Below are 19,901 nucleotides of genomic sequence, written 5' to 3'. Positions count from 1 at the left end.
CTCTCTTATTGCAATTGCACCAGTGGTTCGATGGATCAGAACTTCTGGGTGTACTTCATGTACAGGAAGCGGCCGATATCGAAACCGCCGTAGTAGGCGAAGCTCGAGTTCTGCTGCGAGTACATCAGCGGACCCTTGTGGTCGAACACGTTGTTCGCGCCCAAGGCGATGGTGGCATCCCACGGCGCCTTCCAGCTGACCTGCAGGTCGTGGAAAGTGTTGGAGCCGGTCTTGCGCAGCGGAGCCGTCTCGCCGTAAGCGATGCGGTCCGGATCGGTGCAGCCGATCGCGATGCAGGCTTCGTTGAGGCCCGAGTAGTAGCGCGCGGTGTAGTTCACACCGAAGCTGCCCAGCGACCAGTTGACGCCCAGGTTCGAGCGCACGCGGAACAGTGCATCCTGACCCACCTTGCCGATCATGATGTTGTCGCCAGCGGCGTTCTGTGCGGCTTCGTCGTACTTGGTCAGGTAGCTGGTCTGCCAGTCAATGTTGAACTGACCGATGGCCAGTTCCGGCAGGCGGTACTTGATGCCCAGGTCGTAACCTTCGGTGTCCATCTTGCCGAGGTTGGCGGTGCCATAGGTGATCGCGCTGATGTGGCCATCGGCCGCACGGGTCACGCTGCTGCAACGGCTGGAATCGCCCAGCACGTAGCAATCACGCAGAATGCGATCGACGGAGTCGTCGATGATCATGTTGCTGATTTCGTAGCGGTACCAATCCAGCGAGACATCCAGGCCCTGCACCCAACGCGGGCTCCAGACCAGACCGACGGTCTTGCTCTTGGAGGTTTCCGGCGACAGGTTCGGGTTCGCACCCGAGATGAACTGGTCGCCCGACTGGCACGGCGTGGTCGAGCACGGGACGTTGCCCTGGCCCAACTGCACGTAGTTGGCCGGAGCGCCACCGGCAAGGCAGGCGGCATTGCCGGCCACGCTGCCCGACACGCCAACGGCGCACGGATCGGTGTAACGCTCGAAGCTCGAGCTCAGGCCACCGTACAGGTCGCTGATGGTCGGAGCGCGGAAGCCCTCGGCATAGGTGCCGCGGACCAGCAGCTCGTCGATCGGACGCCAGGTCAGGCCGAACTTGCTGTTGGTGGTGCCACCGAAGTTGCTGTAGTCCGAATAACGGCTGGCAACGTTCAGGGTCAGTTCCTTGGCGAACGCCATGTCGGCCAGGATCGGCACGTTCAGTTCGAGGTAGACCTCGTTCAGATCGTACTCACCCTGGGTCGGCTTCTGGCCCAGACCGGTGGACATGCCCGACTGTGCAAAGGCATCCGGCACGTAGCTGCCTTCTTCCTTGCGGTGCTCCACGCCCACGGCGAAGCCGAGGTCGCCGGCCGGCAGGGTCACGATGGAACCGGACAGGTTGGCGGTGAAGCTGGTGGTCTTGGTCACACCACGGGTGGTGTAGGTCGGGAACAGGAAGTCCTGCAGCTCCGGATCCGCCAGCGAACCCTGGCCTGCAACGCCGTACGGGAGCAGCGGGTTCCACGGACGGCAGTCGCCCAGTGCGATCGGGTTGGCAGCGGTACCACACTGTGCCACGCCCTGCGCATTGATGAAGGACGCACCCAGGGCCTGTTCGGAAGCGATCAGGCTCATGTCGCCGCGCTGGGTCTTGATCGACTCATTGCGGTTCCACAGCGCGCCGACGTCCCAATCGAAGGACTTGCCAGCCAGCTCGAAGTAGCCGCTGACGGTCGGGGCGAAGCGCAGGGTCTTCAGCTGGCTGTCGGTGGTACGCGGCACTTCCCACAGGCGGCGACGGAAGCTGACGTCCTGGCCGACCGGGTTGAAGGCGCTTTCAGCAGTCAGCGGGGTGCCGAACGACGACGACTGGTACGGGTAGCCGGCAATCTGCTGGAACGTGTTGCGCTCGTTGTAGAGCACATCGGTGTTCAGGCTGATGGCGTCGGTGAAGTCGTAGGTGCCGTTGACGTACAGCGACTTGCGCTCGATACCGGTCAGCAGGCTCATCTGCTCGTTGGAGTTGGCGTACTCCTCGGCGGTCAGCGTGTGGTAGTCGTTCGGATTGTTCGGGTTGCCACCCTGATTCAGGGTCTGCCACACGGCGGTCTTGGAATCGGCGCAGTTGACCTGCAGCGGGTTGCACCAGCTGCCGTACTGGCTGATCGGACTGCCATCGGCGGCCACGGAGTTCGGACCACGGCTGCCATCACGGCTGTACCAACGGTCCTTGGCCCACACCGGATCCTGCTTGGAGTATTCGGCCGACAGGGTCAGGCTGCCGCGCTCGCCAGTTGCACCCAGGGTCATCGAGTACTGCTGGTTCTCGCCGTCGCCCTGGTCGTACTGACCGAAGTAGACGTTGACTTCACCGCCGTCGAAGTTCTTGCGGGTAATCACGTTGACCACGCCAGCGATGGCGTCGGAACCGTAGATCGAGGAGGCGCCGTCCTTCAGGACTTCAATGCGCTCAACGGCCGACATCGGAATCTGGCTCAGATCCTGGTAGCCGCCGGTGGTGGCGCCAAGACGCTTGCCGTTCATCAGCACCAGGGTGCGCTGGGCGCCCAAGTTACGGATGTCGACGTAGTAGCCGCCCACGTTCTCGCCCGAGGACAGCGAGTCCGAACGCGAGATGGCCGGCGAACCGGCCGAGGTCAGGTTGTTCAGCACGTCGGCGACGTTCGAGAAACCCTGCTTTTCCAGGGCTTCGCGGGTCATCGTCAGGATCGGCTGCTGGGTCTCCATGTTGGCGCCGCGAATACGCGAGCCGGTGACCGAGATGCGATCCAGGTCAGTGGTGCCGGAGGCTGCTTCCTGTGCCGAAGCGAAGCTCGGCACGAGCGCCAGCGCAATGCCGGCCGGCAGAAGACCCAGCCGCACTGCGGGAGTACGAAAATTCATCAATCTCTCCAAGGTACGTTAGTAGCGTGTTAAACCGCCTCGGAAAGTTACGATTGCGTTACCGTTAATTATTTGCGCGATGCCACCGGACTCTTTGCCGAGTTTGGCGAAAGCGATCCGCCAGTCTGCCGATAGCCCGACGCCGACTGGCCATAACGGGCGCGGAATGCGCGCGCGAAGCTGCAGCAGTTGTCGAAGCCGCTGGCGGCCGCAACTTCACCGATCATCATGTCGGTATCGCGCAGCAGATCCGCTGCGCGCTCCAGGCGCAGGCGTGCCGACAGCGACTGCGGGCTTTCTTCATACAGGCTCTGGAATGTCTTGGACAGGTACCAGCTGGAGAAGTTGGTCAGCTCGGCCAGTTCGCCGATCCGCACGACCCGGTGGCTGTTGCCTTCCAGATACAGGCGCGCACGCTGCATGCGGCCGAACACCTGGCGCTTGCGGATGCGCGAACGGCCCGGGCAGCGCTGCACGCCGACAGCCATGCCACGCTGCATCGAGGCCAGGTGCAGCAACACCGGGCGCAGTGCCTGCGCGGGCTGGCCGCTGGCCAGTGCATCGCGCCACAGGCGCAGCGCGACCCGCACTTCACTGCGGCTCATGCTGCCGCGACCGGCGTACAGGCTGCAGTCGGCCAGTTCGCCCAACGCGCGCAGCGCTTCAGGCGCCAGGCTCAAGCCGATGCACAAGCCATCGCGGCCGGCCTGGATCATCGGCTTGGATTCCTTTTCGAACGCGATCCACTCGCGCTGGCGGAGGCGGAAGCGGCCTTCCTTGGATTCGACCCACGCGCTGCCACGCAGCTGCATCCATACGGTGAAGGTGGTGCCGGCCGTCTGCAGGCTGCCCAGCCGGGCCACGCCCAGGCAGGTCGGCAGTGGACCGTCGTCGACGATCTTGTCCAGGGAGAGCGATTGACCGCGATCGGCGAGGGAAAGCTGACGCATGACGTACACCGGGTTTGCCGTTACAGGGCTCCCGTTTTGCCAAATCAGGCGGTGTGCGTCAGGACGTTTCGACGAGATTGATCCGAATTCGCCACGACGCCATCACGAAAAAAGTACGACGACTACTTTCCCTTCCAGAACAATACGTTGGGAACCAGCGAGAACACCGGGCGTGCGGGTTCGGACAGGGTCATCACGCCAATATCGGCGCCATCGGCGACGGCCAGGGCCAGGTACAGCGCACTGCCGTCGGGCTGCGCGCTGAAGCCGTTGCCGGCGCTGAGCCGTTGCGCATCCAGGCAGTACTCGACACCGGCCGAGGGGGCGCTGATGCGGGTAAACACCGTTGAACAATCGGCACGGTTGGAGAGGTAATCCAGACTGCCATCGCGGGCCACGGCCCAGGTTCGGTAGCGCCAGCGCGAGGGCCGGTCTTCGCTGACCTGCCGGATGCTGGACGGATCCAGGCGAAGATCGGCCGACCACAGCCCGCCTGCCGCCAGGCGGGTGAACAGGACGCGCTGGTTGCCCGGATCGAGCCGTGCCTGCGAGACCCCGTCCACGTGGCCGAGCAGTTTCCACGGCGTACTGCGCCGGTCAAACAGCGACAGCCGCATGTGCTCATCATGGTCGCGCTCGACGACCAGCAGGTGATCATTGTCGCCCGCATACAGCGCCTGCAGTGGTTGTGCCACCGGCACCGGAAGCGCCACGACCTGTTCGTCGCGTGGGGAAACCTCGTAAATCAACGGCCGTGCCTGGGCATCGCGGCCAGACACCAGCAAGTGGGTGCTGTCCGGCGACCAATCGGCGGCCTGCCGGGTTTCCGGGCGCAGGCCTTCGACCGGTCGCAACGACTCGGGCCGGGTCAGGTCCGCCCACCACAGCCCGTAATTGCCGGAACGATCCGAGGTGAACACCAGTTGCCGGCCATCGGGCGCCAGCATCGGCTGGGCATCGCGTCCGTTGGACGGGAACAGCCGCTCAGGGGTACCTGGACGCCCGTCCTTCACCGGCACGCGGAACAGGCCGAACTGCGCCTTGCGGTGCACGAAGGCCAGCATGTTGTTGTGGCGCGACAGCGCCGGCGACTGCGCGTCGTCCAGGCCGACATCCCGCAGAGTGCGCGTTTCGGTATCCAGTTCGTACAGCCGGGCCTCGCTGTCCACGCGGCGGCCGAACACGATGTGGCGGCTGTCGCCACGCCAGGCCCACCCACGTATCTCGGCAGAGTCGCTGGTGAGCTGCTCGGGCTGGCCGCCCGCTGCCGGCAGCCGCCACAGGTCGCCGATCTGCGGATTGCGCACGAACACGATCCAGCGCCCATCGGGGGAGAAGCGCGGGGCGTAGTCGAAGCTGTCGTCGGCGACCTGGTAGTTGACCGGGGTCCAGGCCCCGCTGGCGATGTCCAGTACGCGGATGCCGCGATGGGCGTGGCGCCCCGACAGCGACCCGAATACCAGCCCGCGGCCGTCAGGCGTCCAGTCGAAGCTGAGCAGCTCGGTGCCGTCGCAGCGGGTCACATGGCGGATCGCGCCGCCGGTGGCGCTGGCGATCAACACCTCGCAGCTGGCCTCCGGTCCGAAGCGCGCGAACGCGATATCGCGGCCGTTCGGCGACCAGTTCGGGAAGCGGTCGGAATAGCCGGCCGGAGTCTCGGTCAGCAGCCGCGCGGGCGCATTGCCCGAGGTCTGCACCTTGACCGCGCTGCCGCCGCCGGCTGCGTCGTCCGCTTCATAGGCGACCTGCGAGCCGTCCGGGGATACGGTCGGGTAGGTCTCGAACCCGGCGGTGGCGGTGATCAGGCGATACGGGCGCTGCGGGCTGCCGACCACGCGGCTGCCATCTTCCAGTACCCCGCTGGCGGTGGGGTTGGGCGAGGGCCGCTGCAGCAGCAGCGCCGTGAGCACCAGCAGTGCGACGACCATGGCCAGGCCAATGGCAAGCAGCACATAGCGGCGCGCGCGGCGCCAGCGGCTGCGCGGGCGCGGCACGGCCTGGGCGGCGGCGAAGGTGGCGGCCAGCGCGTTGCGCTCATCTTCAGTGGGTGCCAGCCCGGCATCGAGTGCATCGGCGGTCGGTTCGACCAGCGCCGTTACCGGCTGCAGCAGTCGATAGCCGGTCTTGGCGATCGTTTCGATATATGCCGTGCCCGCGTCGTCGTCGCGCGAGAACGCCTTGCGCAGCTGGGTCACCGCCTGGGTCAGCACGTCATTGGTCGGCAGCGTGTCCGGCCAGACCTCGGCGAACAGCTCATCGCGGGTGACGACCGCACCGGGAGCGCGCATGAGCACCTTGAGGACACCCAGCGCCTTGGGCGTGAGACGCCGCGGACGACGCGCGCCGTCCACCACCACTTCACGCGATGACAGCGTAATGGTGCAGTCGCCGATCCGGAGGCGGTCGGCAGCGGGTGTCTCACTTTCCAGGCTGATCATTCCGGCGCTACGTACAGACAACTGAACAACGGGAACGCAGCATTCATCGAATCAACCACAGATCGAACGAACCGCCAGATTCCGCACAAGGCATCAGCGCAAAGGGCAAAAACACTGAAGCGCGCGAATACTAGCCTATGCCGGTTAACTGCGCCTGTGCGCGCAGAGGACATCAGGCCTCTCTCGCCGACGAATCCACATAAATCGCTTCAACATTCGCGCCTCATGGCGCGAATTTTTTATCTGCGATTCAGTATTTTTTTATCAGCGATTCAGTTTCGCGCGTTGCGGATCATGGTCAGGCCGACCAGTCGCGACACCACCAACGCTACGTACATCACGCCCGCGAACTGTTCGAGCATCACCAGCGCGCGTGCCTGCGGGTGCACCGGCACCACGTCGCTCAGCCCCACTCCGGACAACAAACTGAAGCTCAGATAAAGCAGCTCCATCCACGTGCGCAGGTCGCTTTCGCTGGTGGCCACGAAACTGCCCGGGAAAAACTGTTGGCAGACCGCGAAGGCGAACGCGAACGCCCACGCGAGCAGCGTGAAGGTGGCGCCCGCGGCGAACAGCTCGTCGCGGGTCACCTTGTGGTCCTGCAGCATGTAGGCGATCAGGCTGCCGGCCGTATAGAAATAGAGCAGGCACTCCAGCAGCTGGGCGGTGGTGACCAGTGCCGGCCGCCCCAGCAGCGCCCCGGAGAGCGAGAACACCACCGAGGGGATGGCCAGCAGCAGCGCCACCCACATTCCCAGCGGGCTGCGCCGCACCACCCACAGTGCCAGGCCGAGCACCGCGATGCCAAAGGCGCCGAACAGCGCGCGACCGGCGCCGGACTCGTCCATGGCGGGGTACAGCAGCACCCCCAGCAGCTGCACCCCCAGCAACCAGGCCGAGGGGTGTCGGCGGGCGATGGCCAGCCATCGGGTGGTGCGCGCTATGGCCATCGTGGTGTTCCTGCCCCTGTGTCGGTTCCCGAAGCTTAGCGGCTGCCGCGCCGAGGCGGCATGACGGTCCGCCTTGGCCGCCCGTCCTGGCGGGTCACGACCAACGGTCGTGACCTACCCCGCTTGGCCCGCTGCGTAGTCGCGCACGTCCTGGGTGATCTTCATCGAACAGAAGTGCGGGCCACACATCGAGCAGAAATGGGCGTCCTTGTGGGCGTCCTTGGGCAGGGTTTCGTCATGGAACCCGCGCGCCTTGTCCGGATCCAGGCCCAGGTGGAACTGGTCTTCCCAGCGGAACTCGAAGCGCGCCTTGCTCAGCGCGTTGTCGCGCACCTGAGCACCCGGATGGCCCTTGGCCAGGTCGGCGGCGTGGGCCGCGATGCGGTAGGCCATGATGCCGTCGCGCACGTCCTGCCGGTTGGGCAGGCCCAGGTGCTCCTTGGGGGTGACGTAGCAGAGCATGGCGGTGCCGTACCAGCCGATCATCGCCGCGCCGATCGCACTGGTGATGTGGTCGTAGCCCGGCGCGATGTCGGTGGTGAGCGGCCCCAGCGTGTAGAACGGCGCCTCGCCGCATTCGCGCAGCTGCTTGTCCATGTTCTCCTTGATCAGCTGCATCGGCACATGGCCGGGGCCTTCGATCATGGTCTGCACATCGTGCTTCCAGGCAATCTTCGTCAGCTCGCCCAGCGCTTCCAGCTCGCCGAACTGCGCCGCATCGTTGGCATCGGCAATGCAGCCGGGGCGCAGGCCGTCGCCCAGCGAGAAGGTCACGTCGTAGGCCTTCATGATCTCGCAGATGTCCTCGAAGTGCGTGTAGAGGAAGTTCTCGCGCTGATGGGCCAGGCACCACTTGGCCATGATCGAGCCGCCGCGCGAGACGATGCCGGTGACCCGATTGGCGGTGAGCGGCACGTGGCGCAGCAGCACGCCGGCATGGACGGTGAAGTAGTCCACGCCCTGCTCGGCCTGCTCGATGAGGGTGTCGCGGAAGATCTCCCAGCTCAGGTCCTCGGCGCGGCCATCGACCTTCTCCAACGCCTGGTAGATCGGCACCGTACCGATCGCCACCGGCGAGTTGCGCAGGATCCATTCGCGGGTTTCATGGATGTGCTTGCCGGTGGACAGGTCCATGACCGTGTCACCGCCCCAGCGGATCGCCCACACCAGCTTTTCCACTTCCTCGGCGATGCCGGACGACACCGCGCTGTTGCCGATGTTGGCATTGATCTTGGTCAGGAAGTTGCGGCCGATGATCATGGGCTCGCTTTCGGGGTGGTTGATGTTGTTGGGCAGCACCGCCCGCCCGCGCGCGATTTCCTCGCGCACGAACGCCGGGGTGATCGAGGCGGGGATGGAGGCACCGAACGACTGCCCGGGGTGCTGCACCAGCAGCGCCTGGTCGCGGATCGCCTCGATGCGCTGGTTTTCGCGGATCGCCACGAACTCCATTTCCGGAGTGATGATGCCGCGCCGGGCGTAGTGCATCTGGGTGACGTTGGCGCCGGCCACGGCGCGGCGCGGTTGCAGCCGCGACGAAAAGCGCACCGCGTCCAGCCGCGCATCGGTTGCGCGCGACCGCCCGAACGCCGAGCTGGGCCGGCCCAGCAGCTCGGTGTCGCCGCGCTCGGCGACCCAGCCCGCGCGCAACGCCGGCAGGCCGGTGGACAGGTCGATGCGGGCATCAGGATCGGTATACGGGCCGGAGGTGTCGTACACGGTCAGCGGGGCGTTGCCGCCACTCAGCGCGATCTCGCGCATCGGCACCCGCAGGTCGCTGCGCGAGCCGGGCACGTAGATCTTGCGTGAGCCGGGAATGGGTCGGGTGACCGATTCAGACAGCTGCTGGGCCTGTTGCTGCAGGGCGGAAGGGTGTGCGTTCATCGGGCATCGTCCTGGGTTGTCGGTGCGAGGGTTCGCACGGCGAGGGACGAAGCGGCGGCGCACGGCAGGCGCACGGCGCGCGGTTTCCAGGCGGGGGCTGGGCGGCGCGGTGCATCGGCTGTTGCGAAGCTTCCCTACGCCGGTATCAACCGGATCAGGTTCGAAGGGACTGTCTCAACCGTGGCCACATGGCCGCGGTACCCCCGCTTCGGGGCGGATTAGACCACACCTGCGCCGGAGGTGTGAACAGCCATGTCATGCCGCCTTGGCTAGACTGGCGCGCATGGTATTTCGACTCTCCATCGCCCTGGTGGTGCTGCTGGTGCTGGCCGCTGGCGTGGCACCCGACCCGTTCAACGAGCTCGTGCGCGGCGGGCTGGTGCACATCATCCGCAGTGCCGGCTGGCTGTACCTGCTGGTGGTGTTCATCACCCTTTCGTTCCTGCTCTACCTCGCCTTCGGGCGGCTGGGTTCGCTGCGGATCGGCGGCGAAGACGCCGAACCGGATTTTTCCAACGCCAGCTGGATGTCGATGCTGTTCGCCGCCGGCATGGGGATCGGCCTGGTGTTCTGGGGCGCGGCAGAACCGGTTTCGCACTTCGTCACGCCACCCGAAGGCCTGCCACCACAGAGCATGGACGCGGCGCGCGCCTCGATGCGCTATGCATTCTTCCACTGGGGCCTGCATCCGTGGGCGATCTACGCGCTGATCGGGCTGGCGATGGCCTGGTTCCAGTTCAACCGCAACGGCCGTGGACTGATCAGCGACCTGCTGCAGCCGCTGATCGGCACGCACCATCGGGGCTGGATCGGCACCGTGGTGAACGTGGCGGCGGTGGTCGCCACCGCGATCGGCGTGGCCACCACGCTCGGCTTTGGCACCATCCAGATCGCCGCCGGGCTTGAGCGCGTGTTCGGACTCCACGCCGGCGCGCCGCTGCAGCTGACCATCATCGCGGTAGCCTTCGTGCTGTACATGGCCTCCACTGCCAGCGGCGTGCATCGCGGCATCAAGTGGCTGTCCAACTTCAACCTGGGGCTGGCGGCGGTGCTGCTGGCGCTGGTGCTGGTACTGGGTCCGACTGCCTTCATTTTCGATACCTTCACCACCACCATCGGCTCTTACCTCAACCAGCTGGTGACCATGAGCCTGCGCATGTCGCCGTTCTCGGGCAGTACCTGGGTGGCCGACTGGACCATCTTCTACTGGGCGTGGTGGATCGCATGGGCGCCGTTCGTCGGTTCCTTCATTGCCCGGGTCTCGCGCGGCCGCAGCATCCGCGAATTCGTGCTCGGCGTGGTGATCGCACCGAGCGTGCTGGGCTTCCTGTGGTTCTCGGTGTTCGGCGGCACGGCGCTGTGGTCGCAGATATTCGGCCATGTAGACCTGGTGCAGGCGCTGGGCAACGGCTACGAAACCGTGTTGTTCACCATGTTCGACAGCCTGCCGATGCCCACCGTGCTTTCGGTGATCGCACTGCTGCTATTGATGATCTTCTTCGTTACTTCGGCAGACTCCGCCGTGCTGGTACTGGCCAGCATGTCCACCGACGAAGCCGGCGATCCGCCGCTGTCGCGACGGATCACCTGGGGCGTGGCGATCGCGCTGATCGCCGCCGTGCTGTTGCTGGCCGGCGGCCTGGATGCGCTGCAGGGCATGATCACCATCGCCGCCCTGCCCTTTGCACTGCTGATGCTGGCGGTCATGTGGTCGCTGTACCGCGTGCTCGACATGGAGTACGCCCTGCAGCGCCGCCGCGCGTTGCGCGCGCGGCGGATGATGGATGCCTGGATCGAGCGCGAGATCGCCGCGCAGGAAGAGACGCGCGATGAGGCGTCGCGAGCGGATGGTTAACGCATGAAAATGATCGAAGCCGCCGTCGATCTTCCCGTGGCCACCAACACGCCGTCGAGGGTAAGCCCAGCTCAGGCCATGATTGAACCAGTGGCCGTTCGCCTGGATGCATGAAGCAGCCGGGCAGAGCCCGGCTCTACGAAACTCTTTAGTACCCCGCCGCTTGGCCATCCTTACGGCTTTCGGATGCCCCGTAATACACGCCGGTTTCCGGATCGCGCATGATCGCCTGGTACCCACCGTACGGACCGTCGGCGAACGTCACGCGGTGGCCTTTGCGCATCAGTGCGCGCACCGTTTCATACGGATAGCCGGTTTCCAGGTTCACCTCACCGCCGTCACTCATTGCCGTGGCCTGCCCGGTCGGCTCGGTCGACCCTTCATGCTGGATGCGCGGCGCATCGCCGGCTTCCTGCAGGTTCATACCGAAGTCCACCAGGTTCATCACGATCTGCGCGTGGCCCTGCGGCTGCATCGCACCGCCCATCACGCCAAAGCTCATCCACGGCTTGCCGTCCTTGGTCACGAAGCCTGGAATGATGGTATGGAACGGCCGCTTGCCCGGCGCATACCCATTGGGGTGGTCCTTGCGCAGCACGAACATCTCACCGCGATCCTGCAGGATGAAGCCCAGCCCCGGCGGCGCCATGCCGCTGCCCATGCCGCGGTAGTTGGACTGGATCAGCGACACCATCATCCCGTCCGCATCGGCCACCGTCATGTAGATCGTGTCGCCTTCTTCCAGCTGCTTTGGCGTGCCCGGCTGCACCTCGCGCAGCGCCTTGTCCAGGGAAATCAGCTTGCGCCGCTCGGCCGCGTATTCCTTCGAGACCAGCCTGGCCACCGGCGCCGGCTGGAACGCCGGATCGGTGTAGAAGCGCGCACGGTCCGCGAAGGCCAGCTTCTTGGCTTCCACGAACAGGTGCACATGCTCCGGCGAGCCGAACGGAATCTTCGAGAAGTCGTACCCCTCCAGCACGTTCAGGATCTGCAGCGCTGCGATGCCCTGGCTGTTCGGCGGTAGCTCCCACACGTCATACCCGCGGTAGTTGCTGCTCACCGGCTCCACCCACTCGCCGTGGTGGCTGGCCATGTCGTCGTAGCTCAGGTAACCGCCATTGGCCTTGAAGTAGGTGCCGATCATGCGTGCGATGTCGCCCTTGTAGAACGCGTCACGGCCGCCCTGTGCGATCTGTTCCAGCGTGTTGGCCAGGTTCGGGTTCTTCCACAGCTCACCCTTGCGCGGCGCGTGCCCGTTGATCGTGAACTGCTCCTTGAAGCCCGGGTACTGCGACAGCTTCGGCACCGAACGGTCCCAGTAGTAGGCGATCACCTCCGCCACCGGGTGGCCCTCGCGGGCGTAACGGATCGCCGGCGCCAGGTTGTCGGCCATCGGCTTGCGGCCGAAGCGGTCGTGCAGCGCGAACCAGCCGTCGACGGCGCCCGGCACCGACACCGGCAGCGGCCCCGTGGCCGGAATCTCTTTCAGCCCGCGGCGCTGGAACTCGGCCAGCGTCAACGACTTCGGCGACCGGCCCGAGCCGTTGTAGCCGTACAGCTTCTTCGTTTTCGGATCCCACACGATCGCGAACAGATCCCCGCCCACCCCATTACCGGTGGGCTCCATCAGTCCCAGCGCCGCGTTGGCGGCGATCGCGGCATCCACCGCCGAGCCGCCGCCCTTCATCACATCGAGCGCGATCTGGGTGGCCAGCGGCTGCGAGGTGGCTGCCATCGCATGGGGAGCGATCACTTCCGAGCGCGTGGCAAAGTCGCGACCGGTCACCCGGTCTGCAGCGGAAGACAGCGGCGGCAGGGCGCACAGCAGCGCTGCGGCCAGAACGGCACGGGTCAGGGGTCGGGTCACGGCGTGGGTTTCCTGGAGGGGTGGCAAGCGCTCGATGGTGGCGGTTGGGGCCGGCTGCGCACATCCGACAATGGTCATGCACAGAGCCGTCCGCGACAGCCTGATCCGCGCAGAAACCGGGCTTCAATACTTGAACGGGTGTTCACCGGAACGCTTTCAGGCGCAACCATCCTTACAGAGCAGGGCTTTGCGCTGGATGCAGCGGAAACCGTTGGAAATTGTCGGAACACGGTTGACAGCGGCAAAACCGCTGTGGTTTTCTCGATCACATGTTGCAGCGCCACACGCCCATTCGCGAATCCATCGAGCACGCCGGTCCCGGCGCGGCCACGATCCGTTCGCTTCTCGTCCTCGTACTTATTACCCAGCCAACAGGTGCGGGACGGACCGGCGTGTAAGTAGAACTGCCAGGTATCCATCAAAACCCGCACCCGCCCTGGTGCGGGTTTTTTCGTTTCAGAACCCTCCGATTTCTTCCTCCAAAGGACCTCCCCCATGAGCACCAACGACCTGCCCCAGATCAAGATCGCCGTTGTCGGCTACGGCAGCCAGGGCCGCGCCCACGCACTGAACCTGCGCGAATCCGGTTTCGACGTGGTCATCGGCCTGCGTCCGGGCGGCCCTACCGAGGTCAAGGCACAGGCCGACGGCTTCACCGTCAAGGCGCCGGCCGAGGCGGTGAAGGATGCGGACCTGGTCGCGGTGCTGACCCCGGACATGGTGCAGAAGAAGCTTTACGAAGACGTGCTGGCGCCGAACATGAAACAGGGCGCGGTGCTGCTGTTCGCCCACGGCCTGAACGTGCACTTCAACATGATCGCCCCGCGCGATGACCTGGACGTGGTGCTGGTTGCACCGAAGGGCCCGGGCGCGCTGGTCCGCCGCGAATACGAAATCGGCCGTGGCGTGCCGTGCATCTGGGCGGTCTACCAGGACCGCAGCGGCAAGGCCGCCGAGTACGCGCTGGCCTATGCCGCCGGCCTGGGCGGCGCACGCGCCAACCTGATCCAGACCACCTTCAAGGAAGAAACCGAAACCGACCTGTTCGGCGAACAGGCCGTGTTGTGTGGCGGCGCCTCGGCGCTGGTCCAGGCCGGTTTTGAAACGCTGGTGGAAGCCGGCTACCAGCCGGAAATCGCCTACTACGAAGTCCTGCACGAACTGAAGCTGATCGTGGACCTGTTCTACGAAGGCGGCATCACCCGCATGCTGGAATTCATCTCCGAAACCGCGCAGTACGGCGATTACGTGAGCGGCCCGCGGGTGATCGACGCCGGCACAAAGGAGCGCATGAAGGCGGTGCTGGCCGACATCCAGGACGGCACCTTCACCAAGAACTGGGTGGCCGAATACGAAGCGGGCCTGCCGAACTACAACAAGTTCAAGCAGGCCGACCTGGAACACCCGATCGAGAAGGTAGGCAAGGAACTGCGCGCCAAGATGGTCTGGTTGCAAAGTCAAGCCGCGTAACCGCGCGGCTCCCCCACCGCTTTCGCAAAGGTCACCGCATGAACACCTCCGCACACAGCACCGCGCCCCGCAACGGCGCACGCTGGTTGACGCAGGCCCTGGAAGCCGAGGGCGTCGATACGCTGTTCGGCTATCCGGGCGGCACCATCATGCCCTTCTACGACGCCCTGGTGGATTCCGGGCTGAAGCACATCCTGGTGCGCCACGAACAGGGCGCGGCGCTGGCCGCCAACGGCTATGCCCGCGCCAGCGGCCGCGTGGGCGTCTGCGTGGCCACCTCCGGCCCGGGCGCCTCCAACCTGGTCACCGGCATCGCCGATGCCATGCTGGACTCGGTGCCGATGGTCTGCATCACCGGCCAGGTCGCCACCCCGCTGCTGGGCACCGACGCGTTCCAGGAACTGGACGTGTTCGGGCTGACCCTGCCGATCGTCAAGCACAGCTGGCTGGTGCGCTCGGTCGACGACCTGCCGCGGATCGTCCGTGAGGCGTTCCGCATTGCGCGCGAAGGCCGCCCCGGCCCGGTGCTGATCGACCTGCCCAAGGATGTACAGATCGCCGACGCCAGCCACCTGTCCTCGCACGTGCCGGAAACGGTCAACCCGCCGGTGGCCCCGGCCGACGCGGCGCTGGCCGAGGCCATCGTCGCGATCCAGGCCGCTGAAAAGCCGGTGATCTACGCCGGTGGTGGCGTGGCGTTGGGCGATGCGGTGGAAGATTTCCGCGCCTTCGTCGATGCCACCGCCATTCCCACCGTGCTGACCCTGCGCGGCCTGGGCGGGCTGCCGGCGCAGCACCCGCATTACCTGGGCATGCTGGGCATGCACGGCACCCGCGCGGCCAACATGGCGGTGCAGGAGAGCGACCTGCTGGTGGTGGTCGGCGCGCGCTTCGACGACCGCGCCACTGGCAAGTTGAATGAGTTCGCCCCGTTCGCCCGGGTCATCCATATCGACGCCGACGCGTACGAGATCTCCAAGCTGCGTACCGCCGATGTGGCGGTACCAGGCAATGTCGGCACCGCGCTGCGTGCCCTGACCGCGGCCCTGCCGCGCGCCGCCGCATCGCAGGAGGCGTGGCGCAGGCGCTGCGCAGGGCACCGTGAGCGTTTTGCCGCGCGCTACGACGCACCGGGCGCGCACATCTACGCCCCGGCGCTGCTGAAGCGCCTGAGCGAAGTGGCGCCGGCCGACGCGATCATTGCCTGCGATGTCGGCCAGCACCAGATGTGGGTGGCGCAGCATTGTCGGTTCAACCACCCGCGCAACCACCTGACCAGCGGTGCGCTGGGCACCATGGGCTTCGGGCTGCCGGCCGCGATGGGCGCGCAGTTCGCCTGCCCCGACCGCACCGTGGTGCTGGTCTCCGGTGACGGCAGCTTCATGATGAACGTGCAGGAGCTGGCCACCATCGCCCGCTGCCGTCTGCCGGTGAAGATCGTGCTGCTGGACAACAGCTCGCTGGGCATGGTCCGCCAGTGGCAGGAACTGTTCTTCGCCGAGCGCTACAGCGAGATCGACCTGTCCGACAACCCGGACTTCGCCGCACTGGCCAAGGTGTTCGGCATTCCCGCCACCCGCATCGAGAACCGCGACGACGTCGAAGGTGGCCTGGCCGCGCTGCTGGCCGAACCCGGCCCGGCGCTGCTGCACGTGGCCATCGATGCGCGCGCCAACGTCTGGCCGCTGGTGCCGCCCAACAACGCCAACAGCACGATGCTGGAAAGCAACCCTGCCCATCAGCCCCAGGAGTTCCCCCATGCAATACCGGCTTGACCTGGTGCTGGTTCCCGCCGAAGGCGCGCTGCTGCGCGTGATCGGCATGGCCGAACGCCGCGGCTTCGCGCCGCGCGCGATCGTGGGTGCGCCCAATGCGGCCGACGACGGCCGCTGGCACCTGCAACTGGTGGTGGACAGCACCCGTCCGCCGGAGACGCTGTGCCGCCAGATCGAGAAGATCTATGACTGTGTTTCGGTGCGGATCAGCGCGCTGGAGCCAGGGTCCGGAGTCACTGCATGAACGCCCGCGCCGTGGTTCCGGTGCCGGTACGGAGGGGTCTTCTTCAAGGCCCGCCGCCCACGCACGACCGTGTCCATCATCCCGCATGCGAGCTGCGGAGCCGCCATGCCGGCTAGCCGTGCCCCGCAGGAATCGGAGGTAGGCGATGTAAGCGTCGCCGACGTGCTGGCCGCGCAGGCGCGGCTGCGCCGGTTCCTGCCACCCACGCCGCTGCATTACGCGGAGCGGTTCGGCACCTGGCTGAAGCTGGAAAACCTGCAGCGCACCGGCTCGTACAAGGTGCGCGGCGCATTGAACGCGCTGCTGGCCGGGCGCGAGCGCGGCGACGACCGTCCGGTGATCTGCGCCTCGGCCGGCAACCACGCCCAGGGCGTGGCGTGGTCGGCCTACCGGCTGGATATCCCGGCCATCACGGTGATGCCGCATGGCGCCCCGGCGACCAAGATTGCCGGCGTCGCCCACTGGGGCGCCACCGTGCGCCAGCACGGCAACAGTTATGACGAGGCGTACGCCTTCGCGCGCGCCCTGGCCGACCAGCACGGCTACCGGTTCCTGTCCGCCTTCGACGATCCGGACGTGATCGCCGGCCAGGGCACCTTGGGCATCGAACTGGCCGCGCATGCGCCGGACGTGGTGATCGTGCCGATCGGCGGTGGCGGGCTGGCGTCCGGCGTGGCACTGGCGCTGAAGTCGCAGGGCGTGCGCATTGTCGGCGCGCAGGTCGAAGGCGTGGATTCGATGGCCCGCGCGATCCGCGGCGACACGCGCGAGATCGCACCGGTGGCCACCCTGGCCGACGGCGTGAAAGTGAAGATCCCCGGCACCCTGACCCGCCGCCTGTGCAGTGCGCTGCTGGACGACGTGGTGATCGTGCGCGAAGCCGAACTGCGCGAAACCCTGGTCCGGCTGGCGCTGGAAGAACACATCATCGCCGAAGGCGCCGGCGCGCTGGCGCTGGCCGCCGGTCGCCGCGTGGCCGGCAAGCGCAAGTGCGCGGTGGTCTCCGGCGGCAACATCGACGCGATGGTGCTGGCCCAGCTGCTGTCCGACATCCGCCCACGCCCGCCGCGCAAACCGCGCCGCCGCGCCAGCGAGCGCACACGGCCACCGCTACCGACCGTGCTCGCGCCACCCCCGCATTCCATCGTCCTTCCTTCCCCTGCCTTGCCATCCGACCTTGCCGTCGAGGAGACCTCCTGGTGACCACGCCCAACTCCCCCCGAATTCGAATTTTCGACACCACCCTGCGTGACGGCGAGCAATCGCCCGGCTGCAGCATGAGCCCGCAGCAGAAGCTGGTGATGGCACGCGCGCTCGACGAGCTGGGCGTGGACGTCATCGAAACCGGCTTCCCGGCCAGCTCGCAGTCCGACCGCGATGCGATGGCGATGATCGGCCGCGAAGTGCGCCGCCCGACCCTGGCGGTGCTGTCGCGCTGCCTGGCGGCCGACATCGAAACCTCGGCCAAAGCCCTGGACGCAGCTGCCAATGCGCGCCTGCACGTGTTCCTGTCCACCAGCCCGCTGCACCGCGAGCACAAGCTGCGCATGAGCCGCGAGCAGGTACTGGAGTCGGTGCACAAGCACGTGAGCCTGGCGCGCAGCTATATCGACGATGTGGAGTTCTCGGCCGAAGATGCCACCCGCACCGAGGAAGACTTCCTGGTCGAAGTGGCCCGAGTGGCCGTCGCCGCCGGCGCCACCACCATCAACCTGCCCGACACGGTGGGCTTCACCACCCCCGAAGAGATCCGCGGCATGTTCCAGCGCGTCATCGCCGGGGTGCCCGACAGTGACCGCATCATCTTCAGCACGCACTGCCACAACGACCTGGGCCTGGCCGTGGCCAACTCGCTGGCGGCCATCGAAGGCGGCGCCCGCCAGGTGGAGTGCACCATCAACGGCATCGGCGAGCGCGCCGGCAACTGTTCGCTGGAAGAGCTGGCCATGGTGTTGAAGGTGCGCAACGCCTTCTACGAAGAAGACACCCGCATCAACACGCCGCGCATCGTGTCCACCTCGCAGCTGCTGCAGCGTCTGGTCGGCATGCCGGTGCAGCGCAACAAGGCGATCGTGGGCGCCAATGCCTTCGCGCACGAATCGGGCATCCACCAGCACGGCATGCTGCGCCACCGCGGCACCTACGAAATCATGCGCCCGGAAGACGTGGGCTGGGAGAATTCGCAGATGGTGCTGGGCCGCCACAGCGGCCGTGCCGCGGTGGAAGCGCGCCTGCGTGCTTTGGGCTTCTGGCTGGAGGAGGAAGAGCTGAAGCTGGTGTTCGAGCAGTTCAAGACCCTGTGCGAGCAGCAGCGCGTGGTGACCGATGCCGACCTGCAGGTATTGATGCAGGGCAGCTCCACCCAGAACGGCTACCGGCTGGCCTCGATGACCATCAGCGACGTGGGCAGCCGCGCCAACGCGCTGGTCGAACTGTCGGACCCGGACGGCAACCGCGTGGCCGAAACCGCGCAGGGCGATGGCCCGGTGGACGCGCTGTTTGGCGCGCTGGCCGCCGCCACCGGCGTGCAGCTGATGCTGGACAGCTACCACGTGCACAGCGTGGGCATCGGCGCCGACGCGCGCGGGGAGGCCAACCTGAGCGTGCGCCACGACGGCGTGGAGTACGAAGGCACCGGCACCAGCCGCGACATCATCGAAGCCTCCGCCCTGGCCTGGCTGGACGTGGCCAACCGCCTGCTGCGCCAGCGCCAGGCCAGTGCCGAACACCCTGCCGCCACCGCCGCCGCCTGAGGAACCCACGCATGAGTGCCTTCGACAGTCCTTACACCACCGACGCTTCCCAGCACTGGAACGCGCACGACTACGCCATCGATGCCGGCTTCGTGCCGCTGCTCGGCGGTGCGGTGGCGCGCCTGCTCGACCCGCAGCGCGGCGAGCGGATCCTCGACCTGGGCTGCGGCGATGGCGTACTGAGCTTCGACCTGGCACTGAGCGGTGCACAGGTGACCGGCGTGGACAGCTCGCCCGAGCTGATCGGCGCCGCGCGCGCCCGCGGCATCGATGCGCAGCTGATGGACGCTCATGCGATGACCTTCGAGCGCCGCTTCGATGCGGTGTTCAGCAACGCCGCGCTGCACTGGATGCGCGAACCGGACGAGGTGATCGACGGCGTGCGCCGTGCGCTGCGCCCCGGTGGCCGCTTCGTCGCCGAGATGGGCGGCCAGGGCAACGTGGCCACCATCACCAGCGCACTGCAGGCCGCCCTGTGCAGCAACGGCCATGCGGTGCCGGCGTTCCCGTGGTACTTCCCCAATGAAGACGAGTATGCCGACCGCCTGCGCGCGCACGGCTTCCAGGTGCGCCATATCGAATGCCTGGCGCGCCCGACCGTGCTGCCCACCGGCATGCAGGGCTGGCTGCGCACCTTCGCCTCGCCGTTCCTCGTCGGCCTGGATGCCGGCCAGCGCCAGCGCGTGCTCGACGACACCGTGGCGCTGCTGGCCCCGACCCAGCGCGATGCGCATGGCCAATGGACCGCCGATTATGTGCGGCTGCGCTTCGAGGCGCGGCTGCGCACTTCCTGACCGACCCGAACCGTCCTATCGTCACATGAACCACAGCAAGGC

General features: G+C 66.6%; 13 protein-coding genes and 1 riboswitch. Of the genes, 7 read left to right on the top strand and 6 right to left on the bottom strand.

Annotation, left to right across the window (positions count from 1 at the left end; genetic code table 11):
- Nucleotides 1–35: 35 nt before the first annotated feature.
- The 5 genes from ACTJI4_RS03235 to thiC all read right to left on the bottom strand — a co-directional run bounded on the left by ACTJI4_RS03235 (nt 36) and on the right by thiC (nt 9,101).
- Nucleotides 36–2,879 carry a TonB-dependent receptor gene (locus tag ACTJI4_RS03235; protein WP_392917985.1) on the bottom strand — a complete coding sequence of 948 codons (2,844 nt, stop codon included), beginning with the start codon at nt 2,877–2,879 and terminating at the stop codon, nt 36–38.
- 68 nt (nt 2,880–2,947) lie between these two features.
- Nucleotides 2,948–3,829 (bottom strand): helix-turn-helix transcriptional regulator, encoded by an 882-nt coding sequence (locus ACTJI4_RS03230; RefSeq protein WP_440868495.1) that lies wholly within the window; start codon nt 3,827–3,829, stop codon nt 2,948–2,950.
- A 122-nt stretch (nt 3,830–3,951) separates the two neighbouring features.
- Nucleotides 3,952–6,267: a winged helix-turn-helix domain-containing protein gene (locus ACTJI4_RS03225; protein ID WP_440868494.1), complete on the bottom strand. Its 2,316-nt coding sequence runs from the start codon at nt 6,265–6,267 to the stop codon at nt 3,952–3,954.
- Between the two features lie 272 nt (nt 6,268–6,539).
- Nucleotides 6,540–7,217, bottom strand: coding sequence for an ion channel (locus ACTJI4_RS03220; RefSeq protein ID WP_392917994.1), 678 nt, complete (start codon nt 7,215–7,217; stop codon nt 6,540–6,542).
- A gap of 114 nt (nt 7,218–7,331) precedes the next feature.
- Nucleotides 7,332–9,101, bottom strand: a complete 1,770-nt coding sequence (thiC, locus tag ACTJI4_RS03215; protein WP_440868493.1) for a phosphomethylpyrimidine synthase ThiC — start codon at nt 9,099–9,101, stop codon at nt 7,332–7,334.
- Nucleotides 9,102–9,214: 113 nt separating this feature from the next.
- Nucleotides 9,215–9,316, bottom strand: a riboswitch (TPP riboswitch).
- A 68-nt stretch (nt 9,317–9,384) separates the two neighbouring features.
- Between thiC and ACTJI4_RS03210 the strand changes: the two genes are divergently transcribed.
- A complete protein-coding gene (locus ACTJI4_RS03210) occupies nt 9,385–10,956 on the top strand; it encodes a BCCT family transporter (protein ID WP_440868492.1) in 1,572 nt (523 codons plus the stop codon).
- A gap of 148 nt (nt 10,957–11,104) precedes the next feature.
- Here the strand turns inward: ACTJI4_RS03210 and ggt are convergent, their stop codons facing one another.
- Nucleotides 11,105–12,823: a gamma-glutamyltransferase gene (gene ggt, locus ACTJI4_RS03205; RefSeq protein ID WP_440868491.1), complete on the bottom strand. Its 1,719-nt coding sequence runs from the start codon at nt 12,821–12,823 to the stop codon at nt 11,105–11,107.
- A 495-nt stretch (nt 12,824–13,318) separates the two neighbouring features.
- Between ggt and ilvC the strand changes: the two genes are divergently transcribed.
- The 6 genes from ilvC to ACTJI4_RS03175 all read left to right on the top strand — a co-directional run bounded on the left by ilvC (nt 13,319) and on the right by ACTJI4_RS03175 (nt 19,859).
- Nucleotides 13,319–14,293 (top strand): ketol-acid reductoisomerase, encoded by a 975-nt coding sequence (gene ilvC, locus ACTJI4_RS03200; protein WP_093533610.1) that lies wholly within the window; start codon nt 13,319–13,321, stop codon nt 14,291–14,293.
- Between the two features lie 38 nt (nt 14,294–14,331).
- Nucleotides 14,332–16,068, top strand: a complete 1,737-nt coding sequence (gene ilvG / locus ACTJI4_RS03195) for an acetolactate synthase 2 catalytic subunit (RefSeq protein ID WP_440868490.1) — start codon at nt 14,332–14,334, stop codon at nt 16,066–16,068.
- The gene (locus ACTJI4_RS03190) at nt 16,052–16,312 is read left to right on the top strand and encodes an ACT domain-containing protein (RefSeq protein ID WP_392918011.1); all 261 of its coding nucleotides are present in this window, start codon (nt 16,052–16,054) and stop codon (nt 16,310–16,312) included. The genes ilvG and ACTJI4_RS03190 overlap by 17 nt, the downstream gene beginning before the upstream one ends.
- Nucleotides 16,313–16,417: 105 nt before the next feature.
- Nucleotides 16,418–17,515 carry a threonine dehydratase gene (locus ACTJI4_RS03185; RefSeq protein ID WP_392918014.1) on the top strand — a complete coding sequence of 366 codons (1,098 nt, stop codon included), beginning with the start codon at nt 16,418–16,420 and terminating at the stop codon, nt 17,513–17,515.
- Nucleotides 17,512–19,065, top strand: a complete 1,554-nt coding sequence (locus tag ACTJI4_RS03180) for a 2-isopropylmalate synthase (protein WP_392918017.1) — start codon at nt 17,512–17,514, stop codon at nt 19,063–19,065. The genes ACTJI4_RS03185 and ACTJI4_RS03180 overlap by 4 nt, the downstream gene beginning before the upstream one ends.
- 11 nt (nt 19,066–19,076) lie before the next feature.
- Nucleotides 19,077–19,859: a class I SAM-dependent methyltransferase gene (locus tag ACTJI4_RS03175; protein WP_392918020.1), complete on the top strand. Its 783-nt coding sequence runs from the start codon at nt 19,077–19,079 to the stop codon at nt 19,857–19,859.
- The last annotated feature ends 42 nt before the right edge of the window (nt 19,860–19,901 follow it).

The organism is Stenotrophomonas sp. 22385, from assembly GCF_052045085.1.
Taxonomy (GTDB): Bacteria; Pseudomonadota; Gammaproteobacteria; order Xanthomonadales; family Xanthomonadaceae; genus Stenotrophomonas.
This window is presented reverse-complemented; position numbering and strand designations above follow the sequence as displayed.